Origin of the sequence: Bacillus carboniphilus (genome assembly GCF_020524035.2) — a bacterium.
In the GTDB taxonomy this organism is placed as follows: Bacteria; Bacillota; Bacilli; order Bacillales; family JAIVKR01; genus Bacillus_CC.
Genome location: NZ_CP129013.1, coordinates 1,075,122 through 1,094,375 on the forward strand (window position 1 = coordinate 1,075,122; position 19,254 = coordinate 1,094,375).

Genomic DNA, 19,254 nt, shown 5'->3' on the forward strand with positions numbered 1-19,254 from the left:
GATGTTTAAAAAAGGACCTATAACCAGATATGTTCGTTTGTTGGGTCTTGCTTCCAAAGCATTAACCTGTCCACATCTTTTTCTGCAATCGTTTCTTGCTTCTGGGCTACCTTAAGTAAAGAATCAAAATTGCTTAACGAATAATAAGGAATGTTCGCCTCCGCAAATGCTTGATTTGCTTTTTCTAAGTTGTAGCTAAAAATCGCGATTACTCCTAGGACGTCTGTTCCTTCTTTTTGCAAGGTTTGGACCGCATTTAAAGAGCTTCCCCCTGTTGAAATTAAGTCTTCAATTACGACTACTTTTTGTCCTTTTAGGATTTTCCCTTCAATTTGTTTTCCTTTTCCGTGGCTTTTAGCACTCCCTCTTACGTAACACATTGGTAAAGTAAGTCTTTCACTTACGAAAGCGGCGTGTGGAATTCCTGCAGTCGCCGTCCCTGCAATCATCTCAGCTTCAGGAAACTTTTCTTTTACCATCATTGAAAGCTTGTCGGCAATAAATGATCGAACTTCAGGGTAAGACAAGGTTAAGCGATTATCGCAATAGATCGGTGATTTGATTCCACTAGACCAAGTGAATGGGTCGTTTGGCTGTAGAGCAACAGCTTCAATCTCTAATAATCGTTTCGCTACTTCCATTTACGCTTCCTCCCATTGTTTCTTAATCTCTAAATAGGCTGTATAAGGATCATCTGAACGAGTGATACTTCTTCCCACGACAATCGCCGTTGAACCAAGTTTTTTAGCCTCTTCAGGAGTTGTCACTCGTTTTTGATCATTTTTTTGATCTGTTGATAAACGTATCCCTGGAGTTACCGTTATGAAATCCTCATATTTAATAAGAGGTACCTCATGAGGGGAACATACGACTCCATCCAAGCTACTTTCATACGCTAATTGAGAAAAATGTTTAACTGATTCTTCTAGAGATTTTTCAATTAGGAGTTCTTTATGAATCATTTCTTCATCGATGCTCGTTAGTTGTGTAACAGCAATACATTTCGGCGTATTTTCTTTTCCAGAACCGATTTCTAATCCTTCTTTTGCTGCCATCATCATTTCTTTTCCACCTGTTGCATGAACATTGACCATATCGACACCTAAAGAAGCAATTTGTTTCATGGCATATTTCACGGTATGAGGTATATCGTGTAATTTTAAATCTAAAAAGATTTTGTGTCCTGTTTCTTTAAGGTGATATAGAATGGCTGGTCCTTCCTTATAGTATAATTCCATCCCTACTTTTACATAAATCTTTTCATGATCAAACCTTTGTAAAAAAGATTGCGTATGTTGTATGCTTGGAAAATCAAGGGCAACGATTAATGGATGTTCGTTCATCTTTCCAGTTCCTCCCAACACATTGGTTAATATGATCGAAACCTAACTCTTTCACTCTCTTTGGCAAGCTTTCTATTAATTCTGGGCAAACGAATGGATTGACGAAGTTTTCTGTTCCAATCGCAACCGCACTTGCTCCGGCATAAAAATATTCGATAACATCATCTACCGTTTGGATACCACCCATTCCTATGATTGGAATCGACACTTTTTGACTTACTTCGTAAATCATTCGAATAGAAACTGGTTTAATAGCAGGTCCAGAAAGTCCCCCTGTTTTATTGGCGATGATTGGCTTAGCTGTTTTTATATCCAACCTCATTCCAAGCAACGTATTAATCATCGTTAATCCATCCGCACCAGCCTCTTCAACGGCCATCGCAATATCGACAATGTTAGTGACATTCGGAGATAACTTTACGTATACAGGTACAGACGAAACTTCCTTCACTTTCTTTGTTAAATTAGCCGCCATTTGCGCATCTGTCCCAAATGCAATCCCACCTGTTTTTACATTAGGACAAGATATATTTAACTCGAGTGCTTTTACATTGTTTTGCTTACTAATTTCACGAGAAATCCCTACATAATCGGCTACCGTTGATCCAGCAATATTTGCAATGATCGGCACATCATACTGAGCGAGCCTAGGAAGCTCTGTTTCTATCACAACCTCAAGTCCTGGGTTTTGTAAACCAATCGCATTTAACATCCCCGATGAGGTTTCCGCTACACGCGGAGTTGGATTACCAAAGCGTGGCTCCAATGTCGTCGCCTTAATCATGATTGCACCAAGCAAGGATAAATCATATAAATTTGCAAACTCTTTACCAAAACCGAAACAACCAGAAGCAGGCATGATCGGGTTTTTCAGCGATAATCCTGGCAACTCTATATTCATCATCCGTAAATCACCTCTCCTCCACGGAAAACAGGACCATCTGAACAAACTTTTTTATAAGCTGTATCACTTGAATCACTATTCACTTTACATACACACGCTAAACAGGTTCCAATGCCGCAGCCCATTCTTTCTTCGAGTGAAATAAACCGTTTATGATTAGAAAAGGTTTCTTCAATGGCATGAAGCATTGGCGTTGGACCACATGTGAAAATAACATCTGAATCCTTGATGTTCTTTCTCATAACGTCGGTTACAAATCCTTTTGTCCCTTCCGTTCCATCAACAGTCGTTACAAATGTTAAACCTAACTGAGAAAACTCCTCTTGATAAAAAGATACGTCTCGAGATTGAAACCCTAATACATGAGTGACCTTTTTGTTTTGCATTTTAAACTGTCTAGAAAGTTCGTAAAGGGGAGGGACGCCAATTCCTCCACCTACAATCATCACCGTTTCATGGTCCTCTACCTTCTCAATCTCAAATCCATTTCCTAAAGGTCCTAAAACATCGACTTTATCTCCGACGTGTTTTTGACTTAACCTTTTCGTTCCCTCTCCCTGAGCACGATAAATCAGTTTCATCCAACCTTCTTGTTTATCAAAGCTGGAAATGCTAATCGGTCTCCTTAATAATAGATCTGAGCTCGAATCGACCTTGATATGAATAAATTGACCAGGTCGCTCGATTTGCTCTACCAACGTTCCTTTTAAGGTAAGCTCCCAAATGTGATCAGCTATTTTTCTGTGATTATCAATTTCCATCCATTGTTTAGTGATCATCAATCGCTCACCTCAACACGCTCTAGCTGAGTCATCGCTTCCGTCGTAAAGGACATCGTTTCAAGTACACGTAAAATTGCTTTGGCGGTATCAAGTGATGTTAAACATGGAACACCATTTTCTACCGATTCACGGCGAATTTTAAACCCATCTCGTGCTGGCTGCTTTCCTCTTGTTAACGTGTTTATTACAAACTGAGCTTTACCATTTCGAATTACATCTAATAAAGTTTTCTCACCACTACCAATTTTATTTACGACACGAACGGGAATATTCGCGGCTTTTAAATAATTGGCTGTTCCTTCTGTTGCTAGTAACTGATAACCTATATGATGGAATCTTTTTGCAATTAAAATCGCATCTTCCTTATCTTTATCAGCAACCGTTAACAACACTGATCCATGTTGTTTAATTTGAATTCCTGATGCGACTAAACCTTTGTATAAGGCCTTTTCTAATGTGACGTCTTTTCCCATTACTTCTCCTGTTGATTTCATTTCAGGACCTAACGTTATATCGACTCTGCGAAGTTTAGCAAACGAAAAGACAGGAACCTTGACAAAGACGCCTTTACGTTCTTTCACCATGCCATTTTTATAGCCTAGGTCTGTTAACGACTGACCTAAAATGACTTTCGCTGCCACGTTCGCCATTGGCACATTTGTAATTTTGCTTAAAAATGGAACTGTTCGACTCGACCTTGGATTCACCTCTAATACGAACAATTGCTCTTTACATAATACAAATTGAATGTTTAATAGTCCAACAATGTTTAATCCTCTAGCGAGCCTTTCCGTATAATCAATTAAGTGTTGCTTAATGCTATCTGATAATGTTTGTGGTGGATAAACGGCGATCGAATCACCAGAATGTACCCCGGCGCGTTCGATATGCTCCATAATTCCTGGAATGACTACTGTTTCTCCATCAGAAATGGCATCTACTTCAATTTCTTTTCCTATTACATATTGATCTATTAAAACCGGGTGCTTCGGGTTAATTTTCACTGCATTGTTCATATAATGAATGAGCTCTTCTTCATAATAAACAATTTCCATCGCGCGTCCCCCTAAAACATAAGAAGGTCTCACTAGGACGGGATAGCCTATATGATTGGCAATTTCAATCGCTTCCTCTTGAGAAACCGCCGTTTTTCCAAGTGGTTGAGGAATGCTAAGTTCATTTAAACTATGTTCAAATCGATCGCGGTCTTCAGCACGATCCATATCTTCTAAACTCGTGCCTAAAATGGTCACTCCCCGTTCTTGTAGTTCGCTTGCTAGATTAATAGCCGTTTGACCGCCAAATTGAACTACAACCCCAAGTGGCTTTTCTAAATCCACTACATGCATGACATCTTCAATGGTTAAAGGCTCAAAATAAAGCTTGTCAGAAATACTAAAATCGGTTGAGACTGTCTCTGGATTATTGTTAATAATTATCGCTTCATAGCCCGCTTCTTGTATCGCCCACACCGCATGAACAGTAGAATAGTCAAACTCAATTCCTTGACCGATTCGAATCGGACCAGAACCAAGGACGATTACTTTTTGTTTAGAAGAAGAAATGGATTCGTTTTCTTCTTCATACGTGCCGTAAAAGTATGGAGTAGTCGAAACAAATTCTGAAGCACACGTATCAACCATTTTATAGACTGGCATAATTCCGCTTTTTTTACGGAACTCATATACTTCTCTTTCTTCCATTCCCCACAATTGACCGATCGTATAATCGGAAAACCCAAGTTCTTTTGCCTCTATTAGAACTTCTACATTCCTTTTGTTTTCCAATAGAACTTTTTCAAAATGAATAATTTTTTCCATTTTCACTAAGAAAAAACGATCAATTTGACTATAGTTATAGATATCTTCTACTGTGTATCCTCTTCTCATGGATTCCGCAATATAAAATAAGCGCTCATCGCCCGCTTTTCGGATTCTTTTTTCAACGATTTCATTCTCAAATTGTTGAGCATTTTTTAGTTCGATGTGGTGATAATCGTCTTCCAACGACCGAACCGCCTTAAGCAACGATTCTTCAAACGTACGGCCGATCGCCATTACTTCCCCTGTAGCTTTCATTTGTGTCCCTAAACGGCGATTTGCAGACTCAAATTTATCAAATGGGAAGCGAGGAATTTTGGTCACGATATAATCCAGTGCAGGTTCAAAACAAGCATAGGTCATTCCTGTTACCGGATTTTTCATTTCATCTAGTGTTAATCCTACCGCTATTTTCGCTGCTAATTTAGCGATCGGATAGCCGGTTGCTTTTGACGCTAAAGCAGAAGATCTGCTTACACGAGGATTAACCTCAATGACATAATAAGAAAAGCTATGAGGATCAAGAGCGAGCTGAACATTACATCCGCCTTCAATCTCGAGCGCGCGAATAATTTTTAGCGAAACGTTCCTTAACAGTTGATATTCACGATCCGCTAATGTTTGACTTGGAGCGACCACAATCGAGTCTCCCGTATGAACTCCGACTGGATCAATGTTTTCCATATTACAAACGACGATTGCATGATCTTGATGATCTCTCATCACTTCATATTCAATTTCCTTAAAGCCAGCTATACTCTTCTCAATTAGGCATTGGTGAACAGGGCTATTTTTTAAACCACTAACAACGATTTCATTAAGTTCATCCTCGTTTTCACAAATCCCTCCACCTGTCCCCCCAAGAGTATAAGCAGGTCTAACGATGACAGGATAGCCTATTCGTTCAACAAATGTCTTCGCCTCTTCAAGGTTGTGAACAATTTCACTCTCAGGAACAGGTTCATTTAATTCGTTCATTAACGACCTAAATAAATCTCGATCCTCTGCTTTTTCAATAGCCGATAATTTCGTTCCTAAAATTTCGACCGAGCATTCTTCTAACACACCCGCCTTTGATAAATCGACCGCTAAATTTAAACCCGTTTGACCACCTAATGTTGGTAGCAAGGCATCAGGTCGCTCTTTTCTTATGATTGTACTTAAAGACTCCACCGTTAAAGGTTCAATATACACTTTGTCCGCCATCTCTGTATCTGTCATGATCGTAGCAGGGTTGGAATTGACTAAAATAACTTCATATCCTTCTTCCTTCAATGCTAGACAAGCTTGCGTTCCAGAGTAATCAAATTCAGCAGCTTGCCCGATAATAATAGGACCAGAACCAACGACTAATATTCTTTTTATATCTGTACGCTTTGGCATGATTGATTCCCCTTTTCTCTCATTAAGTTTAGAAAGTCGTCAAATAGTTCATTTGCATCTTCAGGACCAGGCGATGCTTCAGGATGATATTGAACAGTAAACGCTGGATAGAAGCTATGTTTTAACCCTTCAATGGTTCCGTCATTTAAAGCTAAGTGAGTAATGGTTAAATCCGTATCTTTAATTGAATCTTTTTGGACGGTATATCCATGATTTTGAGACGTTAAAGCAACTTTATTTGTTTTCAATTCTTTTACTGGATGATTCGAACCACGATGTCCAAAAACCATCTTTTCTGTATTCGCTCCGCATGCTAAAGCAAATAGCTGATGTCCTAAACAGATACCGAACAGAGGAACCTTCCCTAAAATTCCTTTAATCATTTCAACTGCTTCTGGAACATCTTTCGGATCTCCAGGTCCATTGCTTAGCATCACTCCATCAGGGTTTAACAATAAAATTTCTTCAGCCGTTGTGTGATAAGGGACAACAACTACGTCACAGTTTCGTTTATTTAACTCTCGTAAAATGCCATGCTTCATCCCGTAATCAACTAACACAACTCGATCTCCTCGCCCTGGACTTGGATAAGCTGTTTTTGTCGATACTTGGCTTACTTGATCAGTCCTAAGAGAGTGGTCTTTCAACTCTTTTACAATTAACTGAACATCTTCCTCAATTGAACAAATCACCCCTTTTAACGTACCAAATTGACGTATGATTCTCGTTAACTTTCTTGTATCAATCGAACATATACCTGGTATGTCCTTTGCTTTTAAATATTCATCCAAACCAAATGAACTTCTAAAATTCGAAGGAGTGTCACAAACTTCCTTCACAATCATTCCATTAATAGAGGGGTTAATCGATTCAAAGTCATCTCGATTAATTCCATAACTACCGATTAAAGGGTATGTTAACGTGACAATTTGACCGCAGTAGGAAGGGTCAGATAAAATTTCTTGATAACCTGTCATTCCAGTATTAAATACAACTTCACCAATGGTCTCTTTTAAGCTTCCGAACGCCTTACCAACAAACACTTCGCCATTTTCTAATACAAGCTGTCTTTTCATTCTACTCTCTCCCCTTTTCTCCATACAACTTCCCCATTCACCATCGTTAAAACGGGCCATCCTTTTACTTCCCAACCTGTAAAGGGTGTATTTTTCCCTTTTGAAGCAAACATACTAGGGTTTATTTTTTTACTTTCATCTAAATCGATTAAGGTTAAATCAGCCAATTCACCTTCTTGTAATCGGCCAAAAGGAAGATTAAAATTTTGACTAGGCTTTATTGTGAGCCAGTCCACAAGCTGTTTTAGTGTCACCTTATTTGTTGCCACTAAATGCGTATATAAAAGTGGAAAGGCCGTTTCTAATCCGACAATTCCAAATGGAGCGAGCTCCATTCCCTCCTCTTTTTCTTCTAAACTATGAGGAGCATGATCTGTCGCGATAAAATCAATGGTTCTATCTAATAATCCTTCAAAAAGAGCCTCTTGATCTTCTTTACTTCTAAGTGGAGGATTCATTTTAAAATTCGCATCAAGTCCTGGAATATCCTCTTCACAAAGCAACAAATGATGAGGAGTCACTTCAGCCGTTACGTTAATTCCCGCTTTTTTCGCATCTCGCACGACTCTTACCGATTCTTTCGTACTAATGTGACAGACGTGATAATGACAACCTGTAGCTTCAGCTAGCAAAACATCTCGAGCAATTTGAACAGACTCACATATGGATGGAATTCCTTTTAATTGGTGTTTTTTTGAAAAATGACCATCATGAACGCATCCGCCATATATTAAACTGTTATCCTCACAATGAGCAACAATCGAATATCCATGCTCTGCCGCTTTTTTCATCGCTTCATACATCACTTGAGCCGTTTGTACTCCAACTCCATCATCTGTAAAAGCAAATGCACCTGCTTCTTTTAACTCTTGAAAATCCGTAATCGTTTTTCCAACTTGTCGTTCTGTAATGGAGGCATAAGGTAGAACTCGTACATGAGCCGTTTCTTCAATTCGTTTCATTAACCAATCGATCGTTTCTTTGCAATCAGGTACTGGACGAGTATTAGGCATCGCCGCAACAGTGGTGAATCCACCTTTTGCTGCTGCTTTCGTACCTGTTTCAATGGTCTCTTTATGTTCCCCTCCAGGCTCTCTTAAATGAACATGAACATCCACAAGGCCAGGGATGAGTAGCTTTCCATCCGCTTTTATTTCCTTTGCTTCTTCTGCTTGGACATTTTTAGCTATTTCCGCCACTTTATTCCCCTTTATTAATACATCTGCTCTTGTTAATTCCCCTTCTGTCGTTAATACGATTGCTTCCTTAATGATGGTATTCATGATCAATTCCCCCCTTATAAATGATGAAGTGCTCTTTTAAGTACAGCCATACGGACGAAAGTACCATTTCTTTTTTGCTTAAAAATTCTTGATTGTGGTGCTTCTACTAGATCTGAATCTATTTCTATCCCTCTGTTAAAAGGCCCAGGGTGCATAATGATGCTCGAATTTTTCATTTTCGATGCTCTTTCTTTTGTTAATCCAAAAAAATCTAAATACTTGATTTGAGTGGTTCCATGTTCATGTCTTTCCCGTTGAATACGTAACATCATGACAACATCAGATTGAGAGATTGCTTGATCTATAGAAACATACTCACCCAAAACAGAATCATCAATCCATTCATCAGGAGCGGCTAACAGCACTTGTGCGCCAAGTCTCGTTAACGTTTCAGCATTAGACCTTGCCACTCTGCTATGACGAATATCTCCTATAATAGCCACTGTTAATCCTGATAAGGACCCAAACTCTTGTTTCATCGTTAATAAGTCTAACAATGTTTGTGTAGGATGATGTCCACATCCATCTCCCGCATTCAAAATTGGAATAGAAACATGATCAATTATTTCTTGGAAGTAGTGATCTTGAGAGTGACGAATGACAAGTGCGTCACTGCCAATTGCTTCGATTGTTTTGACGGTGTCATACAAGGTTTCGCCTTTTTGAGTGCTAGAATTAGAATCTTCTAGATTTAATACATTCAACCCTAGTTTCTTCTCAGCCACCTCAAAACTAAAGCGTGTTCTCGTGCTAGGTTCGAAAAATAAATTGGCAACAAATAACGAGTTTTTTGACTTCCAGCCATCCCCTTTTCGATAAGCTTCTGCATCAATTAATATTTGGTCAATTTCTTCGATTGTTAGTTTAGACATTGTTAATAAATGTTTTGTCACCTTTATCACTCCAACATTTAGATGTAAAAAAACCTCTTTGTGAGGTCTACAAAGAGGTTTTCTAAAAAAGATACACTAAGGATAAGTTCAAAACCCATAAGGAAGCAGTCTCATTTTCCTACACTTTTTCCCATAGTTGTTGAACACACACAAAGTATCTTTATACAGAATCCTCTTCGAAGCCTCTCTGGACCTCGTTAAAAAGGACAATATTAAGTTTTTTCATGAATCGTTACTTGGTCAAGTTCATCGACTTCCTTAAGTTCAACGACGATTTTTTCCAAACTAGAAGTCGGAATATTTTTTCCTACATAGTCTGCTCTAATAGGGAGTTCTCGATGTCCTCGATCCACCAGTGCTGCCAGCTGAATTTGCGATGGTCTTCCAATATCCATTAAAGCATCCATTGCCGCACGCACCGTTCTTCCCGTATATAAAACATCATCAACAATAATAACTGTTTTATCATCAATTTCAAAAGGGATGTTTGATCCGTTAACAACCGGTTGTTGGTCGCTCGTTTTTGTAGTTAAATCATCTCTATATAACGTAATATCGAGTTCACCTACACCGATTGAAGATCCTTCTATTTGTTCAATCCGTTCAGACAAACGTTTAGCTAAGTATATGCCTCGTGTTTTAATCCCAACAAGAATACAGTCTTGAATCCCTTTATTGTTCTCGATAATTTCATGAGCAATCCTCGTTAAACCACGGCGAATCGCACTTTCATCTAAAAGCAATGCTTTTTGAGACATCATGACCACCTCATTTCTCTCAAATAAAAAGCCTTTCTACCGTTGGGCAGAAAGGCGCAGGAAAAGTATACATACACCACTATTAGATGCATGTTAAACGCTCCTTTTCAGCCTCACGGGACTGTGTTAAAGGCTATTCAATTAAAAGTATTATGGCAGAAAAATAACTAGAAGTCAACTCCGTTTTTCAATTCAGAAATCAGTTTCGTCATCTCTTGTGGCATTTCAGCTTCAAATTCAAGATACTCCTTTGTTTTTGGATGAACAAAGCCTAGCGTAGCTGCATGTAGAGCTTGTCCTTCTATAGCTAAAGTGTTTCTCGGACCATATTTAGGATCACCAGCTAATGGATGACCAATATATTTCATATGAACCCGTATTTGGTGGGTTCTTCCTGTTTCCAGCTTACATTCTATAAAGGAATAGTTTCCATACCGTTCAATCACATCAAAATGTGTAACTGCATCACGGCTATATTCATTTGTGACAGTCATTTTTTGCCTGTCTTTAGGATCTCGACCTATTGGCGCATCGATCGTTCCTTGATCGTGAGCGATGTCTCCATGCACGATCGCCAAATATTTTCTTGTGACGGTTTTAGCCACTAATTGTTTGACAAGCGACTCATGAGCTAAATCGTTTTTAGCCACCATTAATAAACCCGATGTGTCTTTATCAATCCGATGAACAATGCCTGGCCTCATAACACCATTAATCCCGGAAAGATCGTTACAATGAGCCATTAATCCATTTACTAACGTACCAGACGAGTGACCTGGTGCAGGATGAACAACCATTCCTCTAGGTTTATTTACCACTAAAACATATTCATCTTCATAAACGATATCAAGATCCAATTTTTCTGGTAATATCTCAAGTGGTTCAGGTTCTGGAATCGTAATAGTTACTTGATCCCCTGCTTGGCATTTATAATTCGTTTTAGGAAGAGCACCATTAACGGTAATATGTCCCTCTTTAATAAGAGATTGGACAAAGGTTCTTGACCATTCAGAATTAAATTGAGCAAGGACTTTGTCAAGCCTCTGTCCTTTCTCCTCAGATAAAACGGTTCGTTCAATTTGATTCATGAAGCTTTTTCTCCTTTTGTTTTCTCTCATCTAGAATCATTTGTATAAGTAATAGTCCGACTCCAATACATAATGCCGAGTCTGCAATATTAAATATGGGAAAATTATAACTAAAAATATAGGTATCAATGAAATCCACTACTTCTTTACGCACCACACGGTCGATAAAATTCCCAATGGCTCCACCTAACATAAAAGCTAACGCCAATCTCATTAAGAACTTTTGTTTTGGCGTCTTTCTTATGTAATATATTAAACCGATAACGACAATAACGGTGATGATGTAAAAAAACCACATTTGTCCTGATAGAATTCCCCAAGCAGCACCTGTGTTTCGGTGAGATGTTATGTATAAAAATTGATCAATGATCGTAATTCTTTGTCCTAAATACATGTTTGTATCAACAATCCATTTCGTGATTTGATCTAAAGCAATAATAAATAGAACAATCAAAAAAACTAGCACTCACTCTTCCCCCCTAAATTGATCATATTACCTTTATATGTATCTTTATTGTTTTTAAATTTCTTTAGTAATCCTTTTGAATTTTAGCACAACGGGTTGGTGACGTAAAGGTGAAGACGCCACAATAAAAGGTAGCGCCTTTGTGTCAAAATATTCTGCTTTTTCATCCGATAAATACCTTTTATAATTTATTTATATAAGTTTCTTCGAATAAAATTGACTAAAAGACACATCATTAACCGTTCGAGCTGTAGGACAGCTATTCATACTCTCTATGGGAATAAAATGACTCGTTTCTTCACATATCCCATAGCTCCCTAATTCTATTTTCTTCAACGCTCGATTAACATCTTCTAACTCAGCCTTAATAAAATAGACAATTTCATCATAATTATTTTCTTGTCGTGTTGGATGGTATAGTAACCATTTTTCTAATTCTTCCTTCGTTTTAAGCAATTCAAATTGAATTTGTTCTACGGACACAACCATTTGAACAGCTCCTTATTTTAAGAAGTGTACAGATAGTGTGTCCGTTATTTCCACACCTCAACCTATAAAGATTTTCCTGTGAAAGAACACGCAAATTCATCTTCAGTCCTTAGCAAATTTCTTGATCGCATCTTCTAAAAATTGTGCGGTTCCATCCGCAATTTTATCGTAGTAAGCCTTAAACCTTTCGTCTTCTACATACATCTGAGCTAGCTGTTTATGTGCTTCCACATTATATTCATGCCAATAAAATAAAAGCCATCGCTTGTGTAATTCAGTCACTTTTTGAGCAATCTCACCTTGCGGGTCACCTGTTTGAACAGCTTCTTTTAAAAGTTGATTTAACTCCTGTTCAACATCTTTATGATCTTGATATTGCTCTTCGGTCATTTGTTTTAATTTTTGATTTGATTTATTGATCGTTTCATTCCCGTATTTTTCTCGAATCTCTTTTCCATAAGCTTTCTCATTTTCTTTTATTAATTCGTTTTTAAACCCTTCAAATCTTTCCTCGTTCGTCATCTCTATTCTCCCTTCTGAAGCTTCAATCGTTCTTTCGACATTTTTTATTAACTCGTTTATCCTCCTTTTTTCGTGAAGTAACTGCTTATGATGCTCTTTCAAAGCCGTAAGATGGTCAAAAGAAGAGGAGTAAATAATTTCTTTAATTAATTCGAGCTTTAAACCCATTTCTTTATAAAATAATATTTGTTGTAGTAAGTCAACTTGTTTTTGGTCATATTTTCGATAACCAGAAGAACTGATTCGTGCTGGCTCAAGTAGACCAACTTCATGATAGTAACGGAGCGTTCGTGTGCTTACACCAGATAAGGATGCTAATTCTTTGATCGAAAATTCCACTCTTTCACCTCCTTATCTTTATCATAAAGGTTGACGTTACGTGAAAGTAAAGAAATTAATTTAAAAAAGGAGCCCTTTAAAAGGCTCCTCCATCTTATATTTATTATCCTTCATGGTAGTGCTCTGAAACGATCGATGCACATCTGACGCAAAGACTTGGGTGTTGTTTATTTTCACCAATGTCTTTTTTGACAACCCAGCACCTTTCACACGTTTCCCCTTCTGCTGGGCTGACAACGATTTTCAATCGATCAAAGTCTTGTGTTCCATGTGGTGCATCTTCCAGCTTTCCTGCTAGATCAAAATGTGACACGATGAACAGTTGTTTAAAATCTTCATTCATCGAAGAAAGCAATTGATACACTTCTTCATTTGCATAAAGCGAAACTGAAGCTGTTAATGATTTTCCAATTATTTTTTCACTTCTTGCCACTTCTAATGATTTTAGCACATCGTCACGAACGGACATAAACAAGTTCCACTTTTCCTCTAACTGCTCTGCTTCAGCGATTTCAACAGTTTCAGGCATATCCACTAGTTGGACACTTTTTTCCTCAACAGAATCAATATGACTCCATACTTCATCAGCCGTATGAGGTAAGATTGGCGCTACTAGCTTCACTAACGCTAATAAGCTTTCATATAAAACCGTTTGGATCGCTCTTCGATCTTCTTGATCAGCCGCTTCAATGTATAAAATATCCTTGGCGAAATCTAAATAAAATGAGCTTAGCTCAATCGTACAGAAGTTATGAACAGAATGGTAAACCGTAGAAAATTCATAGTTTTCATAACCCCTTTTAGCCTTATCAATTAATTTGTTGAGCTTAACAAGCATTATAACGGTCTACTTCGCGTAAATCTTCCAAAGAAACTTTATGAGTAGCTGGATCAAAATCAGCTAGATTACCCAACAAGAAGCGGAACGTGTTACGAATTTTACGATACACTTCGGTTACTTGCTTCAAAATATCATCTGAAACACGAACATCGGCTTGGTAGTCAACAGAGGATACCCATAGACGAATAATATCCGCTCCTAATTGCTTCACGATCTTCGATGGAAGAATAGTGTTCCCTAATGATTTACTCATCTTTCTTCCTTGACCATCTAAAGTAAAACCGTGACTTAAAACTGCTTTATACGGAGCTTTTCCTGTCACAGCAACCGCCGTTGATAACGAAGAATTGAACCAGCCTCGGTATTGGTCAGACCCTTCTAAATAAAGGTCAGCAGGTCGTTGAAGCTCTTCTCTAGCATGACAAACGGCTTGATGAGACGAACCCGAGTCAAACCACACATCCATAATATCTACTTCTTTAGTAAATAATCCGTTTGGACTATATGCATCGGTAAACCCTTCGGGCAACAAGTCTTTGGCCTCTTTTTCAAACCAAATGTTTGAGCCATGCTCTTTAAATAAGGCTGCGACATGGTCGATCGTTTCATCCGTAATAATCGGCTCCCCATTTTCTCCATAAAACACTGGGATAGGAACGCCCCATGCTCTTTGACGGGAAATACACCAATCTCCTCGGTCACGAACCATATTATAAAGACGAGTTTCTCCCCATGAAGGTAGCCAAGTAGTTGCTTTAATTTCCTCTAGTAACTGCTCACGGAAATCCTTAATAGATGCAAACCATTGCGCAGTGGCACGGAAAATCGTTGGCTTTTTCGTACGCCAGTCATGTGGATAGGAGTGTTTAATGAAGCTTAACTTTAACAAAGCGTTTACTTCTTCAAGCTTTTCTGTAATTGGTTTATTGGCTTCATCATAGAATAAACCTGCAAATCCAGGAGCTTCTTCCGTCATATAACCTTTTTCATCGACTGGACAAAGAACTTCTAACCCATATTTTTGGCCGACAATAAAGTCATCTTCACCATGTCCTGGTGCGGTATGAACACAGCCTGTACCAGCATCTGTTGTGACATGGTCTCCTAACATTACGAGTGATTCACGATCATAAAGCGGATGTTTCGTTGTGATTTTTTCAAGATCTTTTCCTGATACCGTTGTCACTTCTTGATACTGATCCCATTCTAACTCTGATGCGACAGTTTCAAGTAACTCCGTTGCAACAACAAATCGCTCTTCACCTACTGAAACGACGCTGTACGTTAATTTAGGATGAACCACAATCCCTAAGTTAGCAGGAATGGTCCAAGGAGTTGTCGTCCAAATAATGATTTTATCATTTGTTGTCAATACACCTTTTCCATCTACAACCGAAAAACTAACGTAAATGGAAGGAGAACGTTTATCATGGTATTCAATTTCGGCTTCTGCTAAAGCAGATTCACTTGATGGAGACCAATAAACAGGTTTTAATCCTTTGTAAATATACCCTTTCTTCGCCATTTCTCCAAACACTTTAATTTGTTCTGCTTCATATTCAGGGTTTAGCGTAACATAAGGGTTTTCCCAGTCTCCTCTTACACCTAAACGTTTAAATTGTTCTCTTTGCCCATCGATTTGTTGCCATGCATATTCTTCACATAGTTTTCTAAATTCGGCAACACTCATTTCTTTTCGTTTCACTTTTTTCTTTTTCGTTAATGCAGTCTCAATTGGCAACCCATGCGTATCCCATCCTGGGACATAAGGAGCATGAAAACCACTCATGGATTTATAGCGAGTAATGAAATCCTTTAATATTTTATTTAATGCATGACCCATATGAATATCGCCATTCGCATACGGCGGTCCATCATGAAGAACAAATAATGGACGCCCTTTGGTACGATCCATCACTTTTTCATAAATTTCTTGTTGGTTCCATCTTTCTTGAACCTCAGGCTCACGATTAGGAAGATTTCCTCTCATAGGAAAGGCCGTTTTTGGCATGAGTAACGTATCTTTGTAATCCATCTTAATTCCTCCAATTTTAGAACATAAAAAAACCTTCTCATCCCAAAGGGACGAGAAGGTTGCTCGCGGTACCACCCTTATAAATATAGAAGACAGGCCTCTATACTCACTCAGACATTCGTAACGTGAATGAATCGCTAATACTTACTTCTTTCAGTATTAGAACTCAAGGGTGATTTTCACTTAATCACTTATGCCAAGCTCTCACCATTCTTGACTCGCTTTAATAAGTTTAAGATTAAATTACTGTCCCCATCATCGTAATAGATCGATATTAACACTCTTTTATTTAACGTATTATATGTGAAAACACTCGTAAAAGTCAAGGGTCCCTTTAAACGGTTGTTCAAAAAGTCATGCTATATTATTATGACTCTTCGTATACAGGTTCTGCTTCAAACTGCATGAGGTGATCCCAGTCATCGTTTTTCAACATATCTAATTGAGCCTCAATCAGCATTTGAAACCTTGTTCGGAACACTTTTGATTGCTTTTTCATTTCTTCAATTTCATAAGAAATTTTTCTTGATTTAGCTAACGCCTCGTTAATAATGCGATCTGCGTTTTTTTCTGCTTCTTTTACAATTAACTTCGCTTCTTGTTGAGCTTGACGTTTTACGTCTTCAGCCGTTTCTTGTGCAATCAAAATAGATTTGTTTAACGTTCCTTCAATATTGTTGAAGTGTCCTAACCTCTCATTTAATTCACGTAAGTTTTCTTCTAATTCCTTTTTTTCACGGATGACCATTTCATAATCTTTAATAATTTGACTAAGAAAGTCATTTACTTCATCTTCGTCATAACCACGAAACCCTTTTGCAAATTCTTTATTATGTATATCAAGCGGTGTTAAAGGCACAACGCCACCTCCAAATTTAATCTTAATAGCTTAATTCTACGCACTCTTATTATAAACGATAATTCGACTAAAATATTTAATATCCTGCAAAACAGCGATATTTTTTGTTTAAAAGAGAAATTAGGATGCTTACCTTTCTTTATTTCAGTAATCCCACAACCATCTTAACTTTCCCGTTTTTGGTCTTCCCATTCAATTCGGTAATTTTACTGCGACCTAAACCTCTGATCGAAAGCATATCATTTTCCTCTACTTCTATATTTACTTCTTCCGTTTCTGTCCAGTTCACTTTCACCTTTCCAGCTTTTATATAAGCTTGTGCTTTCTGTCTTGAAAGATTGTAAATAGATGATAAAACAACATCTAATCGTAATGAAGAGACAGTTACACCTTTTTCATCCCATTCTGTCTTTGGAATGTTTAATTCGTCTGTAAACACTTTTTTTAATTTTACTTTATACTTGCCTACCTCGTTCAAATTCATCGGTAAGTATGCGTCTAATTCAAGACCAGTAATAAATTGGAGTTTAGATTCCGTTTTTAAGATGTCGCCAAATTTCTCTCTTTTTAATCCGAGGCTTAGCAACGCTCCTAATAAATGACGATGTTCTAACTCCACGAATTTATTTGGATAGTCTACTTCAAAAAGGGCTATGGAAAAATCATCTTTTGATGGTTCCAAGTAAGAAGGAAAAATAATGGCTCTCTTTCGTTCTGCTTCATTGTACCCACCGTAAAAACGAACCTCACAATCATCATTTTTTCCGATAAGAGCTTGGACAATTTTTTGTTCTCGCGGGTTTAAAAAATCCGTTAGCTTTATTTGGTGGCGCTCTTCCGCTAGCTTTTTCCACCCAAGAGCGCGATCAATAAAAGGACGTTCACTATATCGGAAGTGTTGATAAATAGATTTCATTTTTTCCTCCTTATTATATCGAACAAAAAAAGGACTTTTACAGTCCTTTATTATAAAACTCTCGAAAGATTATTAAATACTACTGCAAGACCTTCCGTTGCTAATTGTAACGTAATTAGGGCAACGATTGGAGAAATATCAATCATGCCAATCGGTGGGATAAACCGTCTGAATGGCTCTAAAAACGGTTCGACGATCGAGCCTAAAAACTGTCCGATTGACGATTCTCGCGCTCCAGGAAACCATGACATAAAAATATAAATAATGACACCATAGCTGTATATTCGAATCAAGCTTACTATAATATTAAATAGCAAATCCATTTATTCATTACCACCTTTGCTTCTCTTCTTCTTGTATGTAATCGGTAATGGAACCTGCCACTTCCACATTTTCTGGGGTACATAAGAAAATATCGACTCCAATGCGTTGAATATCTCCGCCAATCGCATAAACCGTACCACTTAAAAAATCCACGATTCGTTTTGCTTGATCGTGCTTGATTCGTTGTAAGTTGACTACGACGGCGCGACGATTTTTTAGTTCATCGGCAACTTCTTGTGCTTCTGCATAAGATCTAGGTTCACTTAACACTACTTTAGATGATTTTTGCAGACTTTGCAAACTTACAACATTTTGTTTGTTGCTTTTTTGTTGATTCAATTGTCCCTCATATTCATCTTCTTCATCGATGTATTCTTCCACATATTCATACTCATCATCATCTAAAGCAAAAAAACTTCTAAACTTATTACGCATACTCAAGTGTTCTCACTCCTTTCGTTCATTTCCAACTAACGATGAACCAATGCGAATCATCGTGGCTCCTTCTTCAATAGCGATCTGAAAATCATTGGACATTCCCATAGACAGTTCTTCACACGGGGCATAAGGTAAATGCAATTGTTGCACTTCATTCTTTAGGCTCGTTAACATTTGAAAACATGAGCGTATCCTTTTTTCATCATCCGTATAAGGTGCCATCGTCATTAATCCGACGATCTTAATTTTAGAAAAAGCTTCTAGTTCTCTAATGAAGGGCACTACATCCTCTGGTTTAAGTCCATGTTTACTCTCTTCACCAGATGTATTGACTTGAACAAAACATGGTACCTTTTTAGTTGAACGCTTGTTAATTTCTTTTGCTAAAGATAAACGGTCTAAAGAGTGTATGTAGTCTACATAAGGAAGAACATCCTTCACCTTTCGCGATTGAAGAGTACCAATAAAGTGCCATGTCACTTCTTTACCTAAGTTCTCATATTTTTCATGAAGTCCTTCAACTCGATTTTCTCCAAGGTGGGTAACCCCTAGGTCAACGGCTTCCTTAGCCGTTTCCTTTGAAACATATTTGGTTACAGCAATAATGTTTATGTCATGAATACTACGACCCATTTTAGAGCATGTATCTTCTATCTCTTTTTTTAGTTGTGATAAGTTCTTTTCGACAGACACTG

18 protein-coding genes, 1 pseudogene and 1 other annotated feature are annotated in these 19,254 nt (G+C 37.9%); all 19 genes and pseudogenes read right to left on the minus strand.

The window, feature by feature from the left end:
- Positions 1-17: 17 nt before the first annotated feature.
- The 19 genes and pseudogenes from pyrE to LC087_RS05520 all read right to left on the minus strand — a co-directional run bounded on the left by pyrE (position 18) and on the right by LC087_RS05520 (position 19,252).
- On the minus strand, positions 18-641 hold the full coding sequence (gene pyrE / locus LC087_RS05430; RefSeq protein WP_226538398.1) for an orotate phosphoribosyltransferase: 624 nt from the start codon (positions 639-641) through the stop codon (positions 18-20).
- Positions 642-1,343, minus strand: coding sequence for an orotidine-5'-phosphate decarboxylase (gene pyrF / locus LC087_RS05435; protein ID WP_226538399.1), 702 nt, complete (start codon positions 1,341-1,343; stop codon positions 642-644).
- Complete coding sequence (locus LC087_RS05440; protein WP_226538400.1) at positions 1,312-2,247, minus strand: dihydroorotate dehydrogenase; 936 nt, start codon at positions 2,245-2,247, stop codon at positions 1,312-1,314. Before LC087_RS05440 ends, pyrF begins: the two co-directional genes overlap by 32 nt.
- Entirely contained in the window at positions 2,244-3,026 is a 783-nt protein-coding gene (locus LC087_RS05445) for a dihydroorotate dehydrogenase electron transfer subunit (protein ID WP_226538401.1), read from the minus strand. Before LC087_RS05445 ends, LC087_RS05440 begins: the two co-directional genes overlap by 4 nt.
- Positions 3,026-6,232, minus strand: coding sequence for a carbamoyl-phosphate synthase large subunit (gene carB, locus LC087_RS05450; RefSeq protein ID WP_306020266.1), 3,207 nt, complete (start codon positions 6,230-6,232; stop codon positions 3,026-3,028). The genes LC087_RS05445 and carB overlap by 1 nt, the downstream gene beginning before the upstream one ends.
- Positions 6,211-7,308, minus strand: coding sequence for a carbamoyl phosphate synthase small subunit (locus LC087_RS05455; RefSeq protein ID WP_226538403.1), 1,098 nt, complete (start codon positions 7,306-7,308; stop codon positions 6,211-6,213). The genes carB and LC087_RS05455 overlap by 22 nt, the downstream gene beginning before the upstream one ends.
- Positions 7,305-8,591, minus strand: coding sequence for a dihydroorotase (locus tag LC087_RS05460; RefSeq protein ID WP_226538404.1), 1,287 nt, complete (start codon positions 8,589-8,591; stop codon positions 7,305-7,307). Before LC087_RS05460 ends, LC087_RS05455 begins: the two co-directional genes overlap by 4 nt.
- A gap of 14 nt (positions 8,592-8,605) precedes the next feature.
- Positions 8,606-9,484, minus strand: a complete 879-nt coding sequence (locus LC087_RS05465) for an aspartate carbamoyltransferase catalytic subunit (protein ID WP_306020269.1) — start codon at positions 9,482-9,484, stop codon at positions 8,606-8,608.
- Positions 9,485-9,696: 212 nt separating this feature from the next.
- The gene (gene pyrR / locus LC087_RS05470; protein WP_226538405.1) at positions 9,697-10,242 is read right to left on the minus strand and encodes a bifunctional pyr operon transcriptional regulator/uracil phosphoribosyltransferase PyrR; all 546 of its coding nucleotides are present in this window, start codon (positions 10,240-10,242) and stop codon (positions 9,697-9,699) included.
- 167 nt (positions 10,243-10,409) lie between these two features.
- Entirely contained in the window at positions 10,410-11,330 is a 921-nt protein-coding gene (locus LC087_RS05475; RefSeq protein WP_226538406.1) for an RluA family pseudouridine synthase, read from the minus strand.
- Complete coding sequence (lspA, locus tag LC087_RS05480) at positions 11,317-11,796, minus strand: signal peptidase II (protein ID WP_226538407.1); 480 nt, start codon at positions 11,794-11,796, stop codon at positions 11,317-11,319. The genes LC087_RS05475 and lspA overlap by 14 nt, the downstream gene beginning before the upstream one ends.
- Positions 11,797-11,988: 192 nt before the next feature.
- Complete coding sequence (locus LC087_RS05485; protein WP_226538408.1) at positions 11,989-12,285, minus strand: TraR/DksA C4-type zinc finger protein; 297 nt, start codon at positions 12,283-12,285, stop codon at positions 11,989-11,991.
- Positions 12,286-12,387: 102 nt separating this feature from the next.
- Positions 12,388-13,146, minus strand: coding sequence for a MerR family transcriptional regulator (locus LC087_RS05490; protein ID WP_226538409.1), 759 nt, complete (start codon positions 13,144-13,146; stop codon positions 12,388-12,390).
- 103 nt (positions 13,147-13,249) lie between these two features.
- A pseudogene (gene ileS / locus LC087_RS05495) lies at positions 13,250-16,022 on the minus strand (isoleucine--tRNA ligase).
- Between the two features lie 43 nt (positions 16,023-16,065).
- Positions 16,066-16,290 (minus strand) — a binding site (T-box leader).
- Between the two features lie 99 nt (positions 16,291-16,389).
- Positions 16,390-16,881 (minus strand): DivIVA domain-containing protein, encoded by a 492-nt coding sequence (locus tag LC087_RS05500; RefSeq protein WP_226538411.1) that lies wholly within the window; start codon positions 16,879-16,881, stop codon positions 16,390-16,392.
- 139 nt (positions 16,882-17,020) lie between these two features.
- A complete protein-coding gene (locus LC087_RS05505; protein ID WP_226538412.1) occupies positions 17,021-17,797 on the minus strand; it encodes a YlmH family RNA-binding protein in 777 nt (258 codons plus the stop codon).
- A 50-nt stretch (positions 17,798-17,847) separates the two neighbouring features.
- The gene (locus LC087_RS05510; RefSeq protein WP_226538413.1) at positions 17,848-18,120 is read right to left on the minus strand and encodes a YggT family protein; all 273 of its coding nucleotides are present in this window, start codon (positions 18,118-18,120) and stop codon (positions 17,848-17,850) included.
- Between the two features lie 7 nt (positions 18,121-18,127).
- Complete coding sequence (locus LC087_RS05515; RefSeq protein ID WP_226538414.1) at positions 18,128-18,562, minus strand: cell division protein SepF; 435 nt, start codon at positions 18,560-18,562, stop codon at positions 18,128-18,130.
- Positions 18,563-18,568: 6 nt separating this feature from the next.
- Positions 18,569-19,252, minus strand: a complete 684-nt coding sequence (locus LC087_RS05520) for a YggS family pyridoxal phosphate-dependent enzyme (protein WP_226538415.1) — start codon at positions 19,250-19,252, stop codon at positions 18,569-18,571.
- Positions 19,253-19,254 lie beyond the last annotated feature (2 nt).

Bases quoted from the DNA above. Each gene is read 5' to 3' on its own strand.
- pyrE (WP_226538398.1), bottom strand. From the start codon at position 641: ATGGAAGTAGCGAAACGATTATTAGAGATTGAAGCTGTTGCTCTACAG.
- pyrF (WP_226538399.1), bottom strand. From the start codon at position 1,343: ATGAACGAACATCCATTAATCGTTGCCCTTGATTTTCCAAGCATACAA.
- LC087_RS05440 (WP_226538400.1), bottom strand. From the start codon at position 2,247: ATGATGAATATAGAGTTGCCAGGATTATCGCTGAAAAACCCGATCATG.
- LC087_RS05445 (WP_226538401.1), bottom strand. From the start codon at position 3,026: ATGATCACTAAACAATGGATGGAAATTGATAATCACAGAAAAATAGCT.
- carB (WP_306020266.1), bottom strand. From the start codon at position 6,232: ATGCCAAAGCGTACAGATATAAAAAGAATATTAGTCGTTGGTTCTGGT.
- LC087_RS05455 (WP_226538403.1), bottom strand. From the start codon at position 7,308: ATGAAAAGACAGCTTGTATTAGAAAATGGCGAAGTGTTTGTTGGTAAG.
- LC087_RS05460 (WP_226538404.1), bottom strand. From the start codon at position 8,591: ATGAATACCATCATTAAGGAAGCAATCGTATTAACGACAGAAGGGGAA.
- pyrR (WP_226538405.1), bottom strand. From the start codon at position 10,242: ATGTCTCAAAAAGCATTGCTTTTAGATGAAAGTGCGATTCGCCGTGGT.
- LC087_RS05475 (WP_226538406.1), bottom strand. From the start codon at position 11,330: ATGAATCAAATTGAACGAACCGTTTTATCTGAGGAGAAAGGACAGAGG.
- LC087_RS05485 (WP_226538408.1), bottom strand. From the start codon at position 12,285: ATGGTTGTGTCCGTAGAACAAATTCAATTTGAATTGCTTAAAACGAAG.
- LC087_RS05505 (WP_226538412.1), bottom strand. From the start codon at position 17,797: ATGAAATCTATTTATCAACACTTCCGATATAGTGAACGTCCTTTTATT.
- LC087_RS05510 (WP_226538413.1), bottom strand. From the start codon at position 18,120: ATGGATTTGCTATTTAATATTATAGTAAGCTTGATTCGAATATACAGC.